This window comes from Streptomyces sp. NBC_01288 (genome assembly GCF_035982055.1).
Lineage (GTDB): Bacteria > Actinomycetota > Actinomycetes > Streptomycetales > Streptomycetaceae > Streptomyces.
The window spans coordinates 3,894,524-3,911,476 of record NZ_CP108427.1; the positions used below are offsets into that span (position 1 = coordinate 3,894,524).

The window sequence follows — 16,953 nt, forward strand, 5'->3', positions numbered from 1 at the left end:
GGACCAACGCCACGTGTCAAGCATTTCGACCCCGTTCAGAATGAACGGTGGCCGCGCCCTCCCCGCCCTACGATCCGGCACATGCTGATTCGTCGCACACTACGGATGATCATCGTGCTCGCTGTGGCTCTCGCCGGAGCGATCGGGGGTGGGGTGGGGACGGCACAGGCCGAGGGGACCCGGGGCCCGGGCGGCTCGTACGATCGGCAGTTGCTGTTCTACAACCACTCCTTCGGCGTCTTCGACCGGGTCACCGCCGACGCCATCGAGCACTCCGACTACCTGCGGGAGTTCGCCAACTTCCAGGTCCGCACCACGACCGGTACCGGCGGCCAGACCTGGACCGGCCGCTATCTGATGGGCCGCGAGACCTACCTGGAACTGCTCGGGATCGGTGACGTCCCGGGCCAGGACGGCACCCTCGGCTCCGCCGGACTCGGCCTCTCGGTCGAGCACGCGGGCGACCTGGCGACGGTCAGGGAACGGCTGAAGGACGAGGGGGTCGCCGAACCCGTCGACTTCCTCCAGACCAAGGACTTCGGTGACGGTGTGCCCGTGCCGTGGTTCGACGCGGTGCTCACCGACACCCAGTACGACGCCTTCGACGCCTGGGGGATGGAGTACCGGCCGGAGTACTTCGCCGACCCGCGCAGCAACACCGAGCCGCCGAGTTTCCCCGGTGACGTCGGCCGGGAGCGCTACCTCTCCGACGACTACCGCACCCACCTCATGCGGGACGTGACCGCCGTCCGGATCGCGATCACCCCGGGCGACCTCGCCGACACCGTGCCGCTGCTGCGGGCCGGCGGGTTCACCGTCCGGACCGTGACGGGCGGGGGCGTCGTCGCGGAGGGCGGCGGCACCACGATCCGGCTCGACGTCGCCCCGCGCGAACAGACGGGATACCAGCAGGTCGACATGTCACTCAACCGGCCCGTGAAGGACCGGCACGTGGAGCGGATCGGCAACTCGACCCTCACCGTCGGCCCCGGCAGCCACGCGGTCTGGACGTTCGCCAAGAACGGCACGAGCGGCACCACCCGCTAGACAGAACGGCACCACCCGCTAGGCAGAACAGCACCACCCGCCGGACAGCGCGTGCGCCCCCTTTCGCCGAAGAAAGGGGGCGCACGCCTCCGGATGATCTACCGCTCGCGCCTCGTCGTCAGCGTCAGCCATCCGCACCAGCCGTCCGCGTCAGCCGTCCGCGCGGGCCGGCAGTCGCCACCCCGGCCGCGGGAAGTGGCAGGTGTAGCCGTCCGGGTACCGCTGGAGGTAGTCCTGGTGCTCCGGCTCGGCCTCCCAGAAGGGGCCGACCGGCTCCACCTCGGTGACGACCTTGCCCGGCCACAGGCCCGACGCGTCCACGTCGGCGATCGTGTCCTCGGCGACACGCTTCTGCTCGTCGTCGACGTAGTAGATCGCCGAGCGGTAGCTGAGGCCGATGTCGTTGCCCTGGCGGTTCTTGGTGCTCGGGTCGTGGATCTGGAAGAAGAACTCCAGGAGCGCGCGGTAGTCGGTCTGCTCCGGGTCGTAGAGGATCTCGATGGCCTCCGCGTGCGTGCCGTGGTTACGGTACGTCGCGTTCGGCACGTCTCCCCCGGTGTAGCCGACCCGGGTCGCCGTCACGCCCGGGAGCCGGCGGACCAGCTCCTCCATTCCCCAGAAGCATCCGCCCGCCAGCACGGCCCTCTGCGTCTGCGCAGCCATCGCGACCCTCCAATTTCCGTCAGCTCGATCACTCGGGCGGTTCGGTCACTCGGCTCGTACGTAACCGGCATCCTTTACCCAGTGTGCTCAACGCACGAGGGGTCCGCGCGATTCCGCGCCCGTCCAAACCAGGCCCGGCGCCTGGAAGCCGCCGATCCTCTCCTCCAGCAGTTCCGCCAGCCGCAGCGGGGTCCGGTCCTCGAACATCGGCCCGACGATCTGCACCCCCACGGGCAGCCCCTCCGGCGACCGCCCCGCCGGTACGGCCGTGGCGGGCAGCCCGGGCATGGTGGGCACGCCCGCCCACACGAGCTGGTCGAAGTACGGATGCGCTACGCCGTCGATGTCAAGCCGGCGTGCCAGCGGATCGGGGTTGTGGTCGTGCGGGAACGCGGGCGTGGGCGTCACGGGACACACCACGGCGTCGAACGCGCCGAAGAGCCGCCGCCAGCCGTGCCGGTGCAGCTCGCGGCGGTTGTTCGCCTCCATCCAGTCCCGGTGACTGAACACCATGCCGCGCAGCCGAGCCGCGTCGAGACTGTGATCGTCCGCGCTCAGTCCGGCGGCACGGGTGCGCAGCTCCTCGTACCCCTCGACGGGGAAACGCGCGACGGAGTCCGAGAACAGCAACTGCGTGTAGAGCAGGGCGGCTTCGGCCAGGTCGGGCAGCAGCGGACTGTGCCGTTCGACGCGGGCACCGGCGTCGGCTAGCGCGTCGGCGACCCGGTTCACGCCCGCCCGTACCGCGGACCCGGTCGGGATGAGCGGATGCTCGTCGAGGACCAGGACCCGGAAGTCGCCGAGCCGCTCGTGGCGCGCGGGTGGCAGCGTCACGTCGTACGCCACACCGAGCGTCAGCGGGTCCGGTCCGGCCATGACGTCGAGCAGGAGGGCGAGGTCGCGGGCGGTGCGTGCCATCGGGCCGACGACGGCGAGGTCGAGTGCGACCGGCAGTACGGGCGTGTCCGGCGGGACCATGCCGCGGGTCGCCGCCAGCCCGAGCGTCGGCTTGTGCGCGTAGACACCGCAGAAGTGCGCGGGGGTGCGCAGGGAACCCGCGAGGTCGGACCCGATGGACAGCGCCCCGAACCCGGACGCCAGGGCCGCCGCCGACCCGCCGGACGAGCCACCCGACGTACGGCCGTGATCCCAGGGGTTGTTGGTGGTGCCGTAGATCTCGTTGAAGCTCTGTATGTCCTGGAGCCCGAAGGGCACGTTGGTCTTGCCGAGCACCACCGCGCCCGCGCCCTTGAGCCGTGAGACCTGCACCGCGTCCTCGGCCGGCAGCTGGCTCCGGTGCTGCGGCATGCCCCAGGTCGTGGGCAGTCCGGCGATGTCGTACGACTCCTTGACCGTCACCGGGATGCCGAGCAGCGGCCGGTCTTCGCCCCGGGCGCGGGCCTCGTCGGCCGCGCGTGCCGCGGCCCGGGCACGGTCGAAGTCCGGGACGCAGATCGCGTTGACCGCCTTGTCGTGCCGCTCGATACGGCTGATCGCCTCGTCGGTCAGTTCCGCCGAGGACACGTCACCGGCGCGCAGCGCGGCGGCGAGTTCCTCGGCCGTCGGGAAATTCGGCAGATTCGGCTCCATGGATCCGACCGTAGCGACCATGCCGAGGAGCCACGAAATGCCGCTTCACGCAACGGAGTTGACGCGTCGACCTGGGGAACCGGCGCCGCCGCTCAGTACCGCGCCCCGCTCGCCGCCAACGGCGGATACACCGCGCTCGGCACCCCGTCCACCGTCGCCCCCGCGTACTTGAGCATGTCGCCGACCTGCCGGTTGAGGTCGTGGGGGAAGTTGAGGGTGGGCGTGGACACCTCGTCCAGGGTCGCCGTCTGGGCCGGGGTGAGGTGGAGGTCCAGGGCCGCGAGGTTGGCTTCCAGGTGGGCCAGGGTGCGCGGGCCGATGAGGGTGGACGTGCTGCCGGGACGGTTCTGGACCCAGGACAGGGCTACGGCGGCGGAGGTCGCGCCCGTCTCCTTCGCGACCTCGGCGACCGCGTCGATCACCGTGAACTGGGCGGGAGTCGGGGAGCCGAGGATCGCGGAACGCTTCGTGTCGGCGGGAGTTGACCGGTCCCGGGTGTACTTCCCGGACAGATAGCCGCTCTTGAGGGGGCCCCACGGCAGTACGCCCATCCCCGCGTCCTGGGCCAGGGGGATCAACTCGCCCTCGATGGTGCGTTCCAGGAGGGAGTACTCCAACTGGAGTGCGGTGACCGGGGTCCAGTCGCGCAGCAGGGCCGTCGTGTGGGCCTTCGCGGTGAACCAGGCCGGGGTGTCTGAGAAGCCGACGTAGCGGATCTTGCCCGCCGTGACCAGGTCGTCCAGGGTGCGCAGGGTCTCCTCGACCGGTGTCGAACGGTCGTGGTTGTGCAGCCAGTACAGGTCGATGTAGTCGGTGCGGAGGCGGCGCAGCGAGTCGTCCAGCTGGCCGATGATCGCCTTGCGGCCGGCGCCGCCGCCGTTGGGGTCGCCGAGGTGGAGGTTGCCGTAGAACTTGGTGGCCAGGACCAGGCGGTCGCGCAGGCCGGGGCGGGCGGCGAGGAAGTCGCCGAGGATCGCTTCCGAGTGGCCGTTCGTGTAGAAGTTCGCGGTGTCGACGAAGTTGCCGCCGTGGTCGAGGTAGGCCTGGATGATCTTCTCCGACTCCTCCACGCCGCAGCCGAAGCCGGCGTCCTCGCCGAAGTTCATCGCCCCGAGACAGAAGGGGCTCACCTTGAGTCCGGAACGGCCGAGACCGACGTACGAGTCGAGTGTCATGAAGTGCTCCTTTGGGAAGTGGCCGGGAAACCGGCTCCTCAAGGACACCACCGTGACCAGGGGAATCGTTAGGGCGATCCCACCGCCCGCTTGCACGATCCTGTCTATCTGCCGGTCGGGCGGACAGTTGCCGACGGCCCCTCCCGGTGCTTGGATCGAGGCGTGCACCCACCCGCGCTCCTGAAGGAACTGCGCGCCCTGATCGACCGGCACGCCGACCGTGCGCCCCTCGCCGTCGACGGCCTGTTGCTGACCAGGGCCGACAAGCCGGAGGCGCCGACCGTGAGCGTCGCCCGTCCCGTCCTGGCGATCGTCGCGCAGGGCTCGAAACGGCTCACCCTGGGCGACCGCGTCCACGACTACGGCGCCGGGCAGTACCTTGTCGTCTCGGTCGATCTCCCGGTCGCCGGTCACTACACGCAGGCCACCCCCGAAGTGCCCTTCCTCGCCTGCGGGTTGGCCCTCGAACCGGCGAAGATCGCCTCCCTGCTGCTCGACACGGGAGCCACCCCGCTCCCCCGCGGGACGACCACCCCGCACGGTCTCGCCGTGTGCGACGCACCGGCCGAACTCCTCGACGCGGCAGTGCGTCTGCTGCGGCTGTGCGATCGTCCCGACGACGCGCCGGTGCTCGCGCCGTTGATCGAGAAGGAGATCCTCTGGCGGCTGATCACCGGCGAACAGGGCGCTCTCGTACGGCAGATCGGGCTCGCGGACAGTCAACTCACCCATATCGGCAGGGCCATTCGCTGGATCCGCGACCACCACACGGAGACCCTCCGCATCGACGACCTGGCCCGGCTCGCCGGGATGAGCGCCTCGCCCTTCCACCGCCACTTCCGCGCGGTGACCGCCCTGACCCCGATCCAGTACCAGAAGCGAATCCGCCTCCAGGAGGCCCGGTTGCTGCTGATGAGCAGCGCGGGGGACGTCTCGGACGTCGGTTTCGCGGTCGGTTACGACAGCGCGTCCCAGTTCAGCCGCGAATACCGCCGTGCCTTCGGCAGGCCGCCGGGGCAGGATGCGCTACGGCTGCGGGGTGGGACGGCAGGCGCGTGATCGTGAACAGCGTGGTGGAGAGGGAGAGTTGAGCATGGCTGTCTTCGTCGGTGTCCGGGGCTTCCTCCAGTGCGACGAGCCGCAGTTGGCCCAGCTCGAACGGATCATCAGGTCACCCGAGGCCGACTACCCGTACAACGAGGCGTGGGCCCTGCCCGGCCGCCACTACAACTGGATCCACTACGTCTTCTACGGCGCCGACATCCACGCGAACTCGGTCGAGGCGATGCTGGATCTGCTGCGGACCATCGCCCGCATCCCGCCCTCCGACGACGACAACGACCACGTGACCGGGCTGTTCCACGCCAGCCACGAGATCGACGGGATGAGCGAGTGGCAGATCCGCGACGGCCGGGTGCACATCGGCCCCGCCGACGGCCGCCTTCGCTACCTCGACGAATGACAAACGGCGAACGGCGAACGGCGAACAGCTAACGGTTAACAGCGACCGGCGACCCGGGCGGCAAAAGGGTGTGACAGGCACGCCGGGCCGGGATTTGATGCGTCCGTGAACGAGCCGAGCAAGCCCAGTGACCCGAGCGACCCGAGCGACCCGAGCGACCCGAGTGAGCCGGGTCCGCTCGGACCCAGCACCTTCCTGGTCGGCGGCGGCTGGGCCACCCCCGTCGTCTACGAACCTTTCCTCCGCGCCGCGGGCAAGACCGCCGGGTCCGCGCCCCGCATCGCCTGCGTGATCGTCGACGAGGGCGAGGGCGACGGGGAGCGTCAATTCGCGCGCTACGAGGGCACGTTGAGGAGTGCCGGGGACTGCACACCCGTACCCGTGCTCGTGCCGATCGGCCACCGCTTCGACGTCGAGGCGGCCCGCGACGTGGACGGGCTGCTCGTGTGCGGCGGGTTGACCCCCGCCTATCAGGACGCCTTCGCGGACTGCCTCGACCGGTTGCCGCGGCTGCTCGCCGAGCGGGGTGTCCCGTACGCCGGGTTCTCCGCCGGGGCCGCCCTCGCCGCGCGGTCGGCCGTCGTCGGGGGGTGGCTGCTCGACGGCGTTCCGGTGTGCCCGGAGGACACCGCCGAGGACCTGGCCGAGATCGCCGTACGGGACGGGCTCGGGCTGGTGTCCTTCGCCGTGGACGCGCATGCGGCGCAGTGGGGGACGCTGCCTCGGCTCATCGCCGCCGTCGCCCGGCACCGGCTCCCCCACGGCGTCGCCGTCGACGAGAACACGCTGGTCGAGGTGGCGCCGGACGGCCGCGCCCATGTCTCCGGACTGGGGCGCGCGCACTCGGTACGGCCGTCGGCGGACGACGGCGTGCTCGTACGGTCCTACGGCGCGGGCGAGTCCTTCCCCGCCGCCTGAATCAGCCCCGGCTCCCGTACGGCCGCGTCAGGATCTCCAGGACGTGGCCATTCGGGTCGTCGAAATAGACCCCACGGCCGCCGTCGTTCGTGTTGATCTCGGCCTCGCGGCGATGCGCCGGGTCCGCCCAGTACGTCAGGCCCGCCTCCCTGATCCGGCCGAAGATCGCGTCGAAGTCGTCCTCCGAGACCAGGAACGCGTAGTGCTGCGGTGTGATCTCGGCGAAGCCCGAACCGGGCTGGTCCATGTAGTCGAGGGTCACCCCGTTCGGGATCGCCACCGGGACGAACGGGCCGTACTGCGGGCTCACTTGGAGGCCCAGGAGGTCGGCGAGGAAACGGGCCGACGTGTGTTTGTCGTGCGCGGCGACGATGGTGTGGTTCAGCTGCACGGTCATCGTGTGGGCCTCCTCATGCCCGAGCCACTCCGACGGCAAGTTAAGGTAAGCCTTACCTGGCCGGATGTGATCGGAGAGACAGTGATAGTGCGTGCGTTCAAGAGGAAGGCTGTCACGGCGATGGTCGCCGTGTCCGCCGTCGGGGGGTTGCTGGCCGGGTGTGCGTCGTCCTCCGCCGACAACGATGCCGAGAAGACCGGCGACGGCTCGCAGAACAAGGTGATCGGCGCCTCCGCGGGCCCCGCCGCCGCGCCCAGCACCCTCGCGACCGGCATGGGCTCGGACAACGACACCGACGGCACCTTCCCCCGCACCGTCACGCACTTCGAGGGAAAGACGACGATCAAGTCGAAGCCCACGAAGATCGCCGTGCTCAGCACGGGACAGCTCGACGACCTGCTCTCCCTCGGTACCGTCCCGACGGCCACCACCCGCGCCGACAACGCAGGCCTCGTCCCCGACTACCTCGCGGACGCCTTCCCGGCCGACAAGTCGAAGCTCGCCGCGATGACCGACGCGGGCACGCGCCAGGCGCCCAACCTGGAGACGCTCGCCGCCGCCAAGCCCGACCTGATCCTCGCCAACGACTCGCTCGGCGACCTCTATCCCAAGCTCTCGAAGATCGCGCCCACCGTCATCACCGCCGGCAACGGCATCAACTGGAAGCGCGACCTCCTCCTCGTCGGCGACGCGATCGGCAAGGGCCAGCAGGCGCGGAAGCTGCTCGACGGGATCGTCGAGGACGCGGGCGAGAAGGGCGAGGCCCTGTCGAAGACCTCCGTGTCGATGCTGCGGTTCACACCCGGCCGGACCCGCATGTTCGGGGTCTCCTCCTTCACCGGTTCCATCGCCGTCGACATGGGCCTCGACCGGCCCAAGTCCCAGCAGTTCAAGGCCATTTCGGAGGACATCGGCGCCGAGAGCATCGACAAGGCCGACGGCGACTGGATCTTCTACTCCGTGCAGGGCGACGCCTCCAAGACGGATGCCGCGAGCGTGCTCGCCGGACCCCTGTGGAAGTCGATGTCGGCGGTAAAGGCGGGCCACGCCGTCAAGGTCGACGACGACCCCTGGTACCTCAACGCGGGCCCGACCGCCGCCCGCCTCGTCGTCCTCCAACTCGCCGAGGACATCAGCAAGTAGCGGAACAGCAGAGAGTACGCAGTGAGCGTCAAACGTCTCGCCTGGCCGGCGGCCACCCTCGCGGTGGCCGCCGCCGTGCTGCTCAGCCTCGCCGTCGGCACCCGCCCGATCCCCCCGTCCGAGGTGCTCAACGCCCTTTTCCACGGCGGGAGTTCACCGGACGCGTTGGTCGTACGATCGCTACGGCTGCCCCGCACCGAGATCGGGCTGACGGCCGGTGCCGCACTCGGCGTCGCGGGCGCCGCGCTCCAGGCCGTCACCCGCAACCCGCTCGCCGACCCCGGCATCCTCGGCCTGAGCCAGGGCGCGGCGGCCGGCGTCGTCCTCGCCATCGCGACCGGCCTCGCGAGCGGTTTCGGCGGCTACGTCTGGTACGCCTTCGCCGGCGCCGTCCTCGCCGCCTGCCTCGTCTACGGCATCGCCGCGCGCGGCCGGGGCGGGGCCTCACCGGTCAAACTCGCCCTCGCCGGTACGGCGTTGTCGGCGATGACCGCCGGTGGTACGACCGTCGTCCTGACGTCGAGTTCGGCGACGCTGGACCAGTTCCGGTTCTGGCAGGTCGGCTCGCTGAGCGGCCGGGACGCCGACACCGTCGTGGAGATGCTGCCGTTCCTGGTGGCCGGGGCGCTGCTGGTGCTCGCCTGTGCGCGCGGGCTCGACGCGCTGGCCCTCGGGGACGAGACGGCACGGGCGCTGGGGCATCGGGTGGGGGTCGTGCGGGTGTGTGCGGCGCTCGGCGCGACTCTGCTGGTGGCGTCCGCGGTGGCCGCCGCCGGTCCGATCGCGTTCGTCGGCCTCGCCGTACCGCACCTGGCCCGGCGCCTCACCTCCGGCGGGCACCGCGCCCTGCTCCCGCTGTCCGCGCTGCTCGGCGCCGCGCTGCTGGTCGGCGCGGATGTGGCGGGGCGGGTCGTGCGCTCTCCGGCCGAGGTGCCGGCCGGGGTGATGACGGCGTTGGTCGGGGTGCCGGTACTGGTCGTGCTGGTACGGCGGAAGGGGACGGCCGTATGAGCGCCACCGGTGTCAGCGTCCTGCGCCCGCACCCCTCCATCTCCCTTGTGCTGCACCGCCGTTCGGCCCTCGTGGCGGCAACTCTCGTGCTCGCGCTGGCCGTTGCGATGACCGCTGCCGCCTGCTGCGGGCAGACCTATATCTCGCCCGGCGAGGTGTGGCACACCCTGCGGACCGGCTCCGGGCAGTACGACCTCGTCGTCAACGAGTTGCGGGTTCCCCGGATCGTGCTCGGGGCGCTGGTCGGGGTCGCCCTCGGCCTCGCCGGAGCGCTTGTGCAGACCGTCACCCGGAATCCGCTCGCCAGTCCGGACGTGATCGGGGTCGGGCACGGTGCCGCCGCCGCGACCGTGCTCGCGTTGTCCGCCGGGATGGTGAACTCGCCCAGCGCCATGCCCGCCGTCTCCGTCCTCGGCGGGCTCGCGGCCGCGGCCCTCGTGTATGTGCTGGCGTGGCGGCACGGGATGCAGCCAAGTCGGTTCGTGCTGACGGGAGTTGGCATCGGGGTCGCGTTGTCGGCCGTGGTGCAGCTGTATCTCGCGGACAGCGAGTTGCAGGCCGCGGAGCAGGTCAAGCTGTGGCTGACCGGTTCCCTCAACGGGCGGGGCTGGGAGCAGGCGGGGCCGTTGGCCGTCGTACTGCTGCTGTGCCTGCCCGCGTTGGTGTGGGCGAGCCGGGCCGTGCGGCCGCTCGGGCTCGACGCCGACACCGCGGCCTCGCTCGGGGTGCGGGTGGACCGGGCGCGGCTCGCGGTGACCGTGCTCGGGGTGGTGCTGGCGGCGACGGCGACGGGGGCGGCGGGGCCGATCGGGTTCGTGGCGCTGACCGCGCCGCAGTTGGCCCGGCGGCTCACCCGGACGCCTCAACTGCCGTTGGTGTGCTCGGCGTTGACCGGTGCGGTGATTCTCGTGGCCGCCGATCTCGCTGCCCGCACGGTGCTGCCCCCACTGGAGGTTCCGGTGGGGGCGCTCACCTCGTTGGTCGGTGGGCCGTATCTGCTGTGGCTGTTGGGGCGGAACAGGGCGAGGAGCTGAGGTTCGTCGGCGGCTGCGGGCCGGTGGGGGCTGGCCGCGCAGTTCCCCGCGCCCCTGGGTAGGGCAACGCCAGGCGCCTTTTAGGGGCGCGGGGAACTGCGCGAGCAACCACGACGGCGCAGCAGCCACCAAACCACCGCCTCCCCTCAGGGGCGCGAGGCTGTATCGATGTGCGGCTCCGCCGCGTGGGCGCGACCAGCCACAACGCACCCGCAGCCAACAACCCACATCTCAGGGGCGCGGGGAACTGCGCGACCAGCCCCCGCGGGCCCGCACTCGACAACGCACCGGGCCCCGGAGCCGCACTGCTCCGGGACCCGGGGTGAAGCGGCGCCGTCAGATCGTGGCCACGTCGATCACGAAACGGTAGCGGACGTCGCTCGCCAGCACCCGCTCGTACGCCTCGTTGATCTGGTCCGCGGAGATCAGCTCGATCTCGGCGCCGAAGCCGTGCTCGGCGCAGAAGTTCAGCATCTCCTGGGTCTCCGGGATGCCGCCGATGCCGGAACCGGCGAGGGTCTTGCGGCCGCCGATCACCGAGAACAGGTTGAGGGAGACGGGCTCCTCGGGGGCGCCGACGTTCACCAGCGCGCCGTCCGTCTTCAGCAGCGACAGGTACGCGCCGAGGTCCAGCGGGGCCGACACCGTGGAGATGATCAGGTCGAGGGTGCCGCGCAGCTCCTCGAAGGTCTTCGGGTCGCTGGTCGCGTAGTAGTGGTCGGCGCCGAGCTTCAGGCCGTCGTCCTGCTTGCGCAGGGACTGCGAGAGGACGGTGACCTCCGCGCCGAGCGCGTGCGCGAGCTTGACGCCCATGTGGCCGAGGCCGCCCATGCCGACGATCGCGACCTTCTTGCCGGGGCCGGCGTTCCAGTGCTTGAGGGGCGAGTACGTGGTGATGCCGGCGCAGAGCAGGGGCGCGGCCTCGTCGAGGGAGATGCCCTCGGGGATGCCGAGGACGAAGTTCTCGTCGACGACGACCTTCTCGGAGTAGCCGCCGTAGGTGGGCTCGCCGTCCTTGCCGACGGAGTTGTACGTGCCGACGTTGCCGCCGGTGCAGTACTGCTCCAGGCCCGCCTTGCAGTTGTCGCACTCGCGGCAGGAGTCGACCATGCAGCCGACGCCGACGCGGTCGCCGACCTGGAACTTGGTGACGCCGGGTCCCACCTCGGAGACGATGCCGGCGATCTCGTGGCCCGGGACCATCGGGAAGGTGGCCTTGCCCCAGCCCTCGCGGGCCTGGTGGATGTCCGAGTGGCAGATACCGGCGAACTTGATGTCGATCAGGACGTCGAACTCACGTACGGCCCGGCGCTCGATGGTGGTGCGCTCCAGGGGAGCCTTGGCGGCGGGGGCTGCGTATGCGGCGACTGTGGTCATGCCGAGAGTCTCCTAGCGGGGGGATGTGCGCCCGGCTGCCTTCCGGTCGGGCACGCTGCCAAGCCTGCCCGAAAGTCACGGGGCTACCCAGGCCACGCTTCTGCGTACGTCCGCTGTGCCTACCACCAGCGGGATCAGGCTCCTGGACGTACGACCGGGAATACTGGGCCGTATGGACGAACAGCCCGAATCCGCCCCCGCGCCCCTGGACCCCGGCCGGCACCTGGACCGACGTGCCGAGCTGAGCGAGTTCCTGCGCACCCGGCGGGCCCGGCTGAAGCCGGAGGACGTCGGGCTGCCGGACTTCGGGCGGCACCGCAGGGTCCCCGGGCTGCGCCGCGAGGAGCTGGCGCAGCTGGCCGGGGTCTCGGTGGCGTACTACACCCGCCTGGAGCAGGGCAACGGCCGGAACGTGTCGGCCGAGGTCCTCGATGCGATCGCCCGCGCCCTGCGCCTCTCCGACGCCGAGTCCTCGCACCTCACCCACCTCGCGAAGCCGAAGCAGCACAAGAAGAAGCAGCCGACCCCCACCCAGCACGTGCGGCCTCCGCTACGGCAGCTGCTCGACGCGATCGACACGGTGCCGGCGTACATCTCGGGCCGCCGCTCGGACATCCTCGTCTGGAACCGGATGGCCGCGGCCGTCTTCGGCGACTGGTCGGAGCTGCCGCCGCAGGAGCGGAACTGGGCGCGGCTGGTGTTCCTGCGCCCCGAGTACCGCGAGCTGTACGTGGACTGGGAGCAGAAGGCCACGGACATCGTCAGCATGCTCCGCATGGACGCGGGCTGCCATCCGGACGACCCGCGTCTGTCCGCGCTGGTCGGCGAACTCTCCGTCAAGAGCGAGGAGTTCAGGCGCCTGTGGGCGACCCACGACGTCAAGGAGAAGACCTACGGCGTCAAGCGCCTCCACCACCCCCTGGTCGGCGACCTCACCCTCCACTTCGAGGGCTTCCGCCTCAGCGACAGCTCCGAGCAGACCCTGATCACCTACCACGCGGAGCCGGGCTCTCCATCGGCCGACGCCCTGCGCCTGCTGGCGAGCTGGGGCACGGACGCGACCCGGGCGGGGGCGTCGGCCCAGCGCCCCGACCTCACTCCGTGACACCCAGATCGGCCCGCATCAGCCGCCGCATCGCGGCCAGCCGGGGCTCGGCCTCCTTGAGATCCAGCAGGGATTCCTCGGCGCTCTCGCCGTCCCGGGTGAGGCCCCGATCCAGTCGCTTCACGACGGCGTCGACGCCCGCGAGCACCTGGTTCACCGAGCGGGAGGCGTCCAGGATCCGCTCGGGCACGACCATCTGCGCCTCGGCGTAACGGTCCCGGTAGTCCCGCCGCGCCTCCTCCAACTGGTCGCGCTCCAGCTCGGTGTAGACACCGTCGCGGATGCGGTGCAGGGCGTCCTTGAGCAGCGTGTGGAACTGGCGTGAGGCCCGGTTCATCGCCGTATAGGCGTCCCGCGGCTCCTCGAACCGCCGTGTCCGCTCGGCGACTTGGGCCTCCTCGGCGCGCTGCCGGGCGGTGAGGCGCTGGCTGAGGACGGGGGCGAAGAGGGTGCCGAGTACGCCGACGACGGCGGTGATCATGGCGGTGACGGCGGCGGTCATGGGGTCAGCAGAACACGGACGGCCCGCCGGAAGGTGAACTTCCGCCGGGCCGTACGTGCACTCGACTCAGCTAGCGCCGCAGCTCACTTGCCGTAGTACGCGTTGTAGATCGAGATCGTCGACTTGTTGCCCTTCTTGTCGGCGATCTTCGCGTGGAACGAAATGGCCTTGCCCTTGGCCGGGTTGGTGACGGTGATCTTGCCGTTGACGACGTTGACCTTCTTCCAGGTCTGGCCGTAGTCGTACGACACCCACACGCCCAGGGACTTGAGGTTGCGGCCGGCTGCCGCGCCCTCGACGGTGACCGGGATCGTCGCCTTCTTGCCGGCCGCGACGCGACTGTCCAGGCCCGTCGTCGCGTTGAAGCGGGCCGTGGAGACGGGGAGTTGGGCCACGTCGGCACCGGACGGCTTCTTCGAGGAGAACGTCCAGCTCGCGTCGATCCGGGTGGAGGCTGCGGCGACCTTGACGCTGCGGATCACCGAAGTGGTCAGCTTGTACGAGGCGTTGGCGGCCGGGACCTTGAACACCTCCTGGCCGAGCAGCGGGTCCTGGTTGGAGCCCACCTTCGTGCCGTTGCGGTACAGGGTCGTGTTGACCGAGGTGAACAGCGACGAGCCCGCGTGCTGCGCGGAGTCGGCGAACAGCGGCACGATCCCGGAGATCTCGTTGCCGTCGCGGTACACGCCGTAGACGTCGTCGAGGTGCGGGCCGAAGACCGCCGTGTTGAAGGTCCGGGTGTACGTCCGGCCGGCCTTGAAGGTCTCCAGGTCGTTCGAGACGTAGGAGGACTCGGAGACCGGGAAGCCGTCCGGGCCGCGCGCGCCGTCCTGCTCGAAGTCCAGCTCCCACTGCACCCCGCCGGTGGTGGAGACGTGCAGCACACGGGTGCCGGGCAGCGGCTGCGCGGTGGTGGTGGCGGAGGAGCTGAAGACGTCGGGCAGATAGCCGAAGGCGAGGAGCAGGCCGGTCTTGCCGCTCGCCGCGGCGCCCATGCGGGCCTTCACCGTGGCGAGTTCAGTCGCCTTGTAGTGCTTGGTGAAGCCGGTGGCGAGCTGCTTGACCTTGCCGCCGGTCGTGGTGTCGTACTGCTCGTCGGTGCCCTTGGTGAAGTGCGCGTCCCACTGCTCGGACAGCGAACCGTCGGTGATCTGCGGACCGAGGTGCGCGGAGCGGAAGTTGGCGTACGTGTCCAGGAACCAGCCGAAGGAGGCGCCGCTGTCCGCCGTCATGAGCGTGTAACCCGGTGATGCGAACGCCGACTTGGCGCCGGTGTCCGGCACCGTGATGTCGACCGGCTTGGCGGTGCGGGCGTCGATCGTGACCGAGGTGTTCTTGGCGATGTCCAGCTTGGGCTGGGCGATCCAGTCGGCGCCCTTGGTGAAGTCCTCCGGGTCCACGAAGATCCCGGTGTCGAGGACGTAACCGCCCTTGGGGACACGGACCTTGACGGTGCCCGACTCGTCGTAGGGGGAGAAGTAGCCGCCGGCGCCGAGGCCGGACAGGCCCGCCACCGTGGCCGTGTAGTACTTCGCGGGGCTGCCGTCACGGTTGATGAACTTCAACGTGAGGTCGTAGGACTGGACTTCGCGCACCACGGCCGCGGCCGTACGGACGCTCTGCCCGCCGCCCGTCGCCGTCACATACGCGGAGTAGGCGCCGTCGAGCGTGCCGCCCAGCTTGGTGTTGACGGTCAGGCCGACCGAGGCGGTGCCGCCGGCCGGTACGGTCACCGAGGTCTTGGCGAGCTTGAAGAAGCCCGAAGGAGCCGTCTGGCCCTTGGGGTTGGTGGCGGCCACAGCGAGCTTGAGGGTGACGGCCGTGGTGCCGAGGTTGCGGTAGGTGACCTGCTTGGTGACCGGGGTGTCGTCGGTGTGGGGCCACTGCTGGACGCCGAAGCTCTCCGACACCGGGTCGGCGATGACGCTCTGCTTGATGGCCTTGTCGACGGCGATACGGCCCGAACCCTGCTGGAACGGCGTGTAGTTGCCGCCCTTCGCGGAGCCGGTGAGCGCGCCCTTCAGCTCGGCGTAGCCCCAAGTGGGGTGCTCCTGCTTGAGGATGGCGGCGGCACCGGCGACATGCGGGGTCGCCATCGACGTACCCGAAATGGTCAGGTAGCCGGGCGGGTTCTCGCCGACCTCCTTGTCGATGACGCTGCCCGGGGCCGCGGCGGCGGTGATGTCGACGCCCGGCGCGGTGACGTCCGGCTTGATGGCGCCGTCGCCGACGCGCGGGCCGGTGGAGGAGAAGTCGGCGAGCTTGTCGTTGCCGTCGACCGCGCCGACCGTGATGGCCGCGTCCGCGCTGCCGGGCGAACCGATCGACTGCGGGCCCTCGTTGCCCGCGGCGATCGCGAAGAGGATCCCCTTCTCGGTGGAGAGCTTGTTGACCTCCGCCTCCAACGGGTCGATGCCCGGGGTGTCCTGGCCGCCGAGGCTCAAGTTGACGATGTCGGCGCCCTGTTGGGCCGCCCACTCCATGCCGGCGAGGATGCCGGAGTCGTCACCGGAGCCGGTGTCGTCGAGGACCTTGCCGTTGAGGATCTTCGCGTCGGGCGCGACACCTTTGTACTTGCCGTTCGACTTCGCGCCGGTGCCCGCGGCGATGGACGCGACGTGCGTGCCGTGCCCGAAGTGGTCGTTCGCGTCGGCGGCGGTGGAGAAGTTCTTGGACTCGATGACCTGGGTCTTCAGGTCCGGGTGGTCGGCGTCGACTCCGGTGTCCAGTACGGCGATCTTGACGCCCTTGCCGGTGTAGCCGGCCGCCCACGCCTTCGGGGCGCCGATCTGCGGCACGGACTTGTCGAGGCTGGCCTTGCGGACGCCGTCGAGCCAGACGTGCGCGATGCCGGCGGCCGACTGGTCGCCGTTGGTGACGGCCTTCCACAGCTCGGCGGTGTCCTGCCGCGGGGTCTGCACGGCGTCGGCGTTCAGGGTCTTCAGGGACTGGCGCAGCCTGCCCGCGTCCCGGACGTCGGCCTTGGTGGCGGTGGCGGCGCCCTGGTAGCCGACGATGACCTTCAGGCCGGCCTTCTGAGAGGCGCGCTCCGCCGACTTGTTCAGCTCGGTGACGTCGAAGAGCCGCTGGTCGAGCTTGCCGGACGCGATCAGCCGGTCCGCGTCGACGGGTATGACGAGCGTGTGCCCGTCGAGCTTGCGGACCTGAACGGGTATGTGTTCACGGCCCTTTGCCGGCTCCAGACCGGCGACCCGGCCCTTCGCGTCGACGGTGACGCGGTCGCCGGTGATCAGGGTGATGCGGTGGTCGCCCTTCAACCGGGCCTGCGCGGCCCCGAGTTGCGCGGCACCGGTCGCACGCTGTTCGGGCTTCGCCGACGCCGGGCTGGTCATTCCGGCGGCGAGGGCTACGGCGGCGGACGCGGCGACGGTGGCCGCGCACGCTCTCTTCACGTGTCTGCGCAAGGCTCCCCCTGGAGCTGAGGTACCGGGCGAATTCCCCGTTCACCCGACCGGGGGAAAGCCCGCACGCCTGTGCGTGACACCCCCCGGAATACGCAGTATGCCGA

At 70.5% G+C, this 16,953-nt stretch carries 15 protein-coding genes; 8 read left to right on the plus strand and 7 right to left on the minus strand.

All coding sequences use genetic code 11. The features are described 5' to 3' along the window. Positions 1 to 105 precede the first annotated feature (105 nt). Entirely contained in the window at positions 106 to 1,047 is a 942-nt protein-coding gene (locus OG194_RS16865) for a DUF5829 family protein (protein WP_327407102.1), read from the plus strand. Between the two features lie 150 nt (positions 1,048 to 1,197). On the opposite strand, the gene msrA is transcribed toward OG194_RS16865, so the two are convergent. The 3 genes from msrA to OG194_RS16880 all read right to left on the minus strand — a co-directional run bounded on the left by msrA (position 1,198) and on the right by OG194_RS16880 (position 4,475). Beyond that, on the minus strand, positions 1,198 to 1,710 hold the full coding sequence (msrA, locus tag OG194_RS16870; protein ID WP_327401676.1) for a peptide-methionine (S)-S-oxide reductase MsrA: 513 nt from the start codon (positions 1,708 to 1,710) through the stop codon (positions 1,198 to 1,200). Between the two features lie 87 nt (positions 1,711 to 1,797). Next, positions 1,798 to 3,300, minus strand: coding sequence for an amidase (locus tag OG194_RS16875; protein ID WP_327401677.1), 1,503 nt, complete (start codon positions 3,298 to 3,300; stop codon positions 1,798 to 1,800). Positions 3,301 to 3,392: 92 nt separating this feature from the next. Beyond that, the gene (locus OG194_RS16880; protein ID WP_327401678.1) at positions 3,393 to 4,475 is read right to left on the minus strand and encodes an aldo/keto reductase; all 1,083 of its coding nucleotides are present in this window, start codon (positions 4,473 to 4,475) and stop codon (positions 3,393 to 3,395) included. A gap of 162 nt (positions 4,476 to 4,637) precedes the next feature. Between OG194_RS16880 and OG194_RS16885 the strand changes: the two genes are divergently transcribed. The 3 genes from OG194_RS16885 to OG194_RS16895 all read left to right on the plus strand — a co-directional run bounded on the left by OG194_RS16885 (position 4,638) and on the right by OG194_RS16895 (position 6,855). After that, the gene (locus tag OG194_RS16885) at positions 4,638 to 5,534 is read left to right on the plus strand and encodes an AraC family transcriptional regulator (RefSeq protein WP_327401679.1); all 897 of its coding nucleotides are present in this window, start codon (positions 4,638 to 4,640) and stop codon (positions 5,532 to 5,534) included. Between the two features lie 34 nt (positions 5,535 to 5,568). Beyond that, positions 5,569 to 5,937 carry a hypothetical protein gene (locus OG194_RS16890; RefSeq protein ID WP_327401680.1) on the plus strand — a complete coding sequence of 123 codons (369 nt, stop codon included), beginning with the start codon at positions 5,569 to 5,571 and terminating at the stop codon, positions 5,935 to 5,937. A gap of 105 nt (positions 5,938 to 6,042) precedes the next feature. After that, the gene (locus OG194_RS16895) at positions 6,043 to 6,855 is read left to right on the plus strand and encodes a hypothetical protein (RefSeq protein WP_327401681.1); all 813 of its coding nucleotides are present in this window, start codon (positions 6,043 to 6,045) and stop codon (positions 6,853 to 6,855) included. Between the two features lies 1 nt (position 6,856). Here OG194_RS16895 and OG194_RS16900 read toward each other — a convergent pair whose 3' ends face one another. Beyond that, positions 6,857 to 7,252, minus strand: coding sequence for a VOC family protein (locus OG194_RS16900; protein WP_327401682.1), 396 nt, complete (start codon positions 7,250 to 7,252; stop codon positions 6,857 to 6,859). Positions 7,253 to 7,372: 120 nt separating this feature from the next. Here OG194_RS16900 and OG194_RS16905 point away from each other — a divergent pair, with 120 nt between their 5' ends. Genes OG194_RS16905 through OG194_RS16915 form a run of 3 tightly spaced genes read left to right on the plus strand, consistent with a single transcriptional unit; the run spans position 7,373 to position 10,440 of the window. Further along, positions 7,373 to 8,395, plus strand: a complete 1,023-nt coding sequence (locus OG194_RS16905) for an iron-siderophore ABC transporter substrate-binding protein (protein ID WP_327401683.1) — start codon at positions 7,373 to 7,375, stop codon at positions 8,393 to 8,395. A 21-nt stretch (positions 8,396 to 8,416) separates the two neighbouring features. Then, positions 8,417 to 9,406 carry a FecCD family ABC transporter permease gene (locus tag OG194_RS16910; protein WP_327401684.1) on the plus strand — a complete coding sequence of 330 codons (990 nt, stop codon included), beginning with the start codon at positions 8,417 to 8,419 and terminating at the stop codon, positions 9,404 to 9,406. Continuing rightward, positions 9,403 to 10,440 carry a FecCD family ABC transporter permease gene (locus OG194_RS16915; protein WP_327401685.1) on the plus strand — a complete coding sequence of 346 codons (1,038 nt, stop codon included), beginning with the start codon at positions 9,403 to 9,405 and terminating at the stop codon, positions 10,438 to 10,440. The genes OG194_RS16910 and OG194_RS16915 overlap by 4 nt, the downstream gene beginning before the upstream one ends. Positions 10,441 to 10,776: 336 nt before the next feature. Here OG194_RS16915 and OG194_RS16920 read toward each other — a convergent pair whose 3' ends face one another. Continuing rightward, a complete protein-coding gene (locus tag OG194_RS16920; protein WP_327401686.1) occupies positions 10,777 to 11,817 on the minus strand; it encodes an NAD(P)-dependent alcohol dehydrogenase in 1,041 nt (346 codons plus the stop codon). Positions 11,818 to 11,989: 172 nt separating this feature from the next. Here OG194_RS16920 and OG194_RS16925 point away from each other — a divergent pair, with 172 nt between their 5' ends. Next, complete coding sequence (locus OG194_RS16925) at positions 11,990 to 12,922, plus strand: helix-turn-helix domain-containing protein (RefSeq protein ID WP_327401687.1); 933 nt, start codon at positions 11,990 to 11,992, stop codon at positions 12,920 to 12,922. Here the strand turns inward: OG194_RS16925 and OG194_RS16930 are convergent. Next, on the minus strand, positions 12,912 to 13,424 hold the full coding sequence (locus tag OG194_RS16930) for a hypothetical protein (protein ID WP_327401688.1): 513 nt from the start codon (positions 13,422 to 13,424) through the stop codon (positions 12,912 to 12,914). The two genes, OG194_RS16925 and OG194_RS16930, sit on opposite strands and share 11 nt — an antisense overlap. Positions 13,425 to 13,507: 83 nt before the next feature. Continuing rightward, positions 13,508 to 16,837, minus strand: coding sequence for a S8 family peptidase (locus tag OG194_RS16935; protein ID WP_327401689.1), 3,330 nt, complete (start codon positions 16,835 to 16,837; stop codon positions 13,508 to 13,510). Between the last annotated feature and the right edge of the window lie 116 nt (positions 16,838 to 16,953).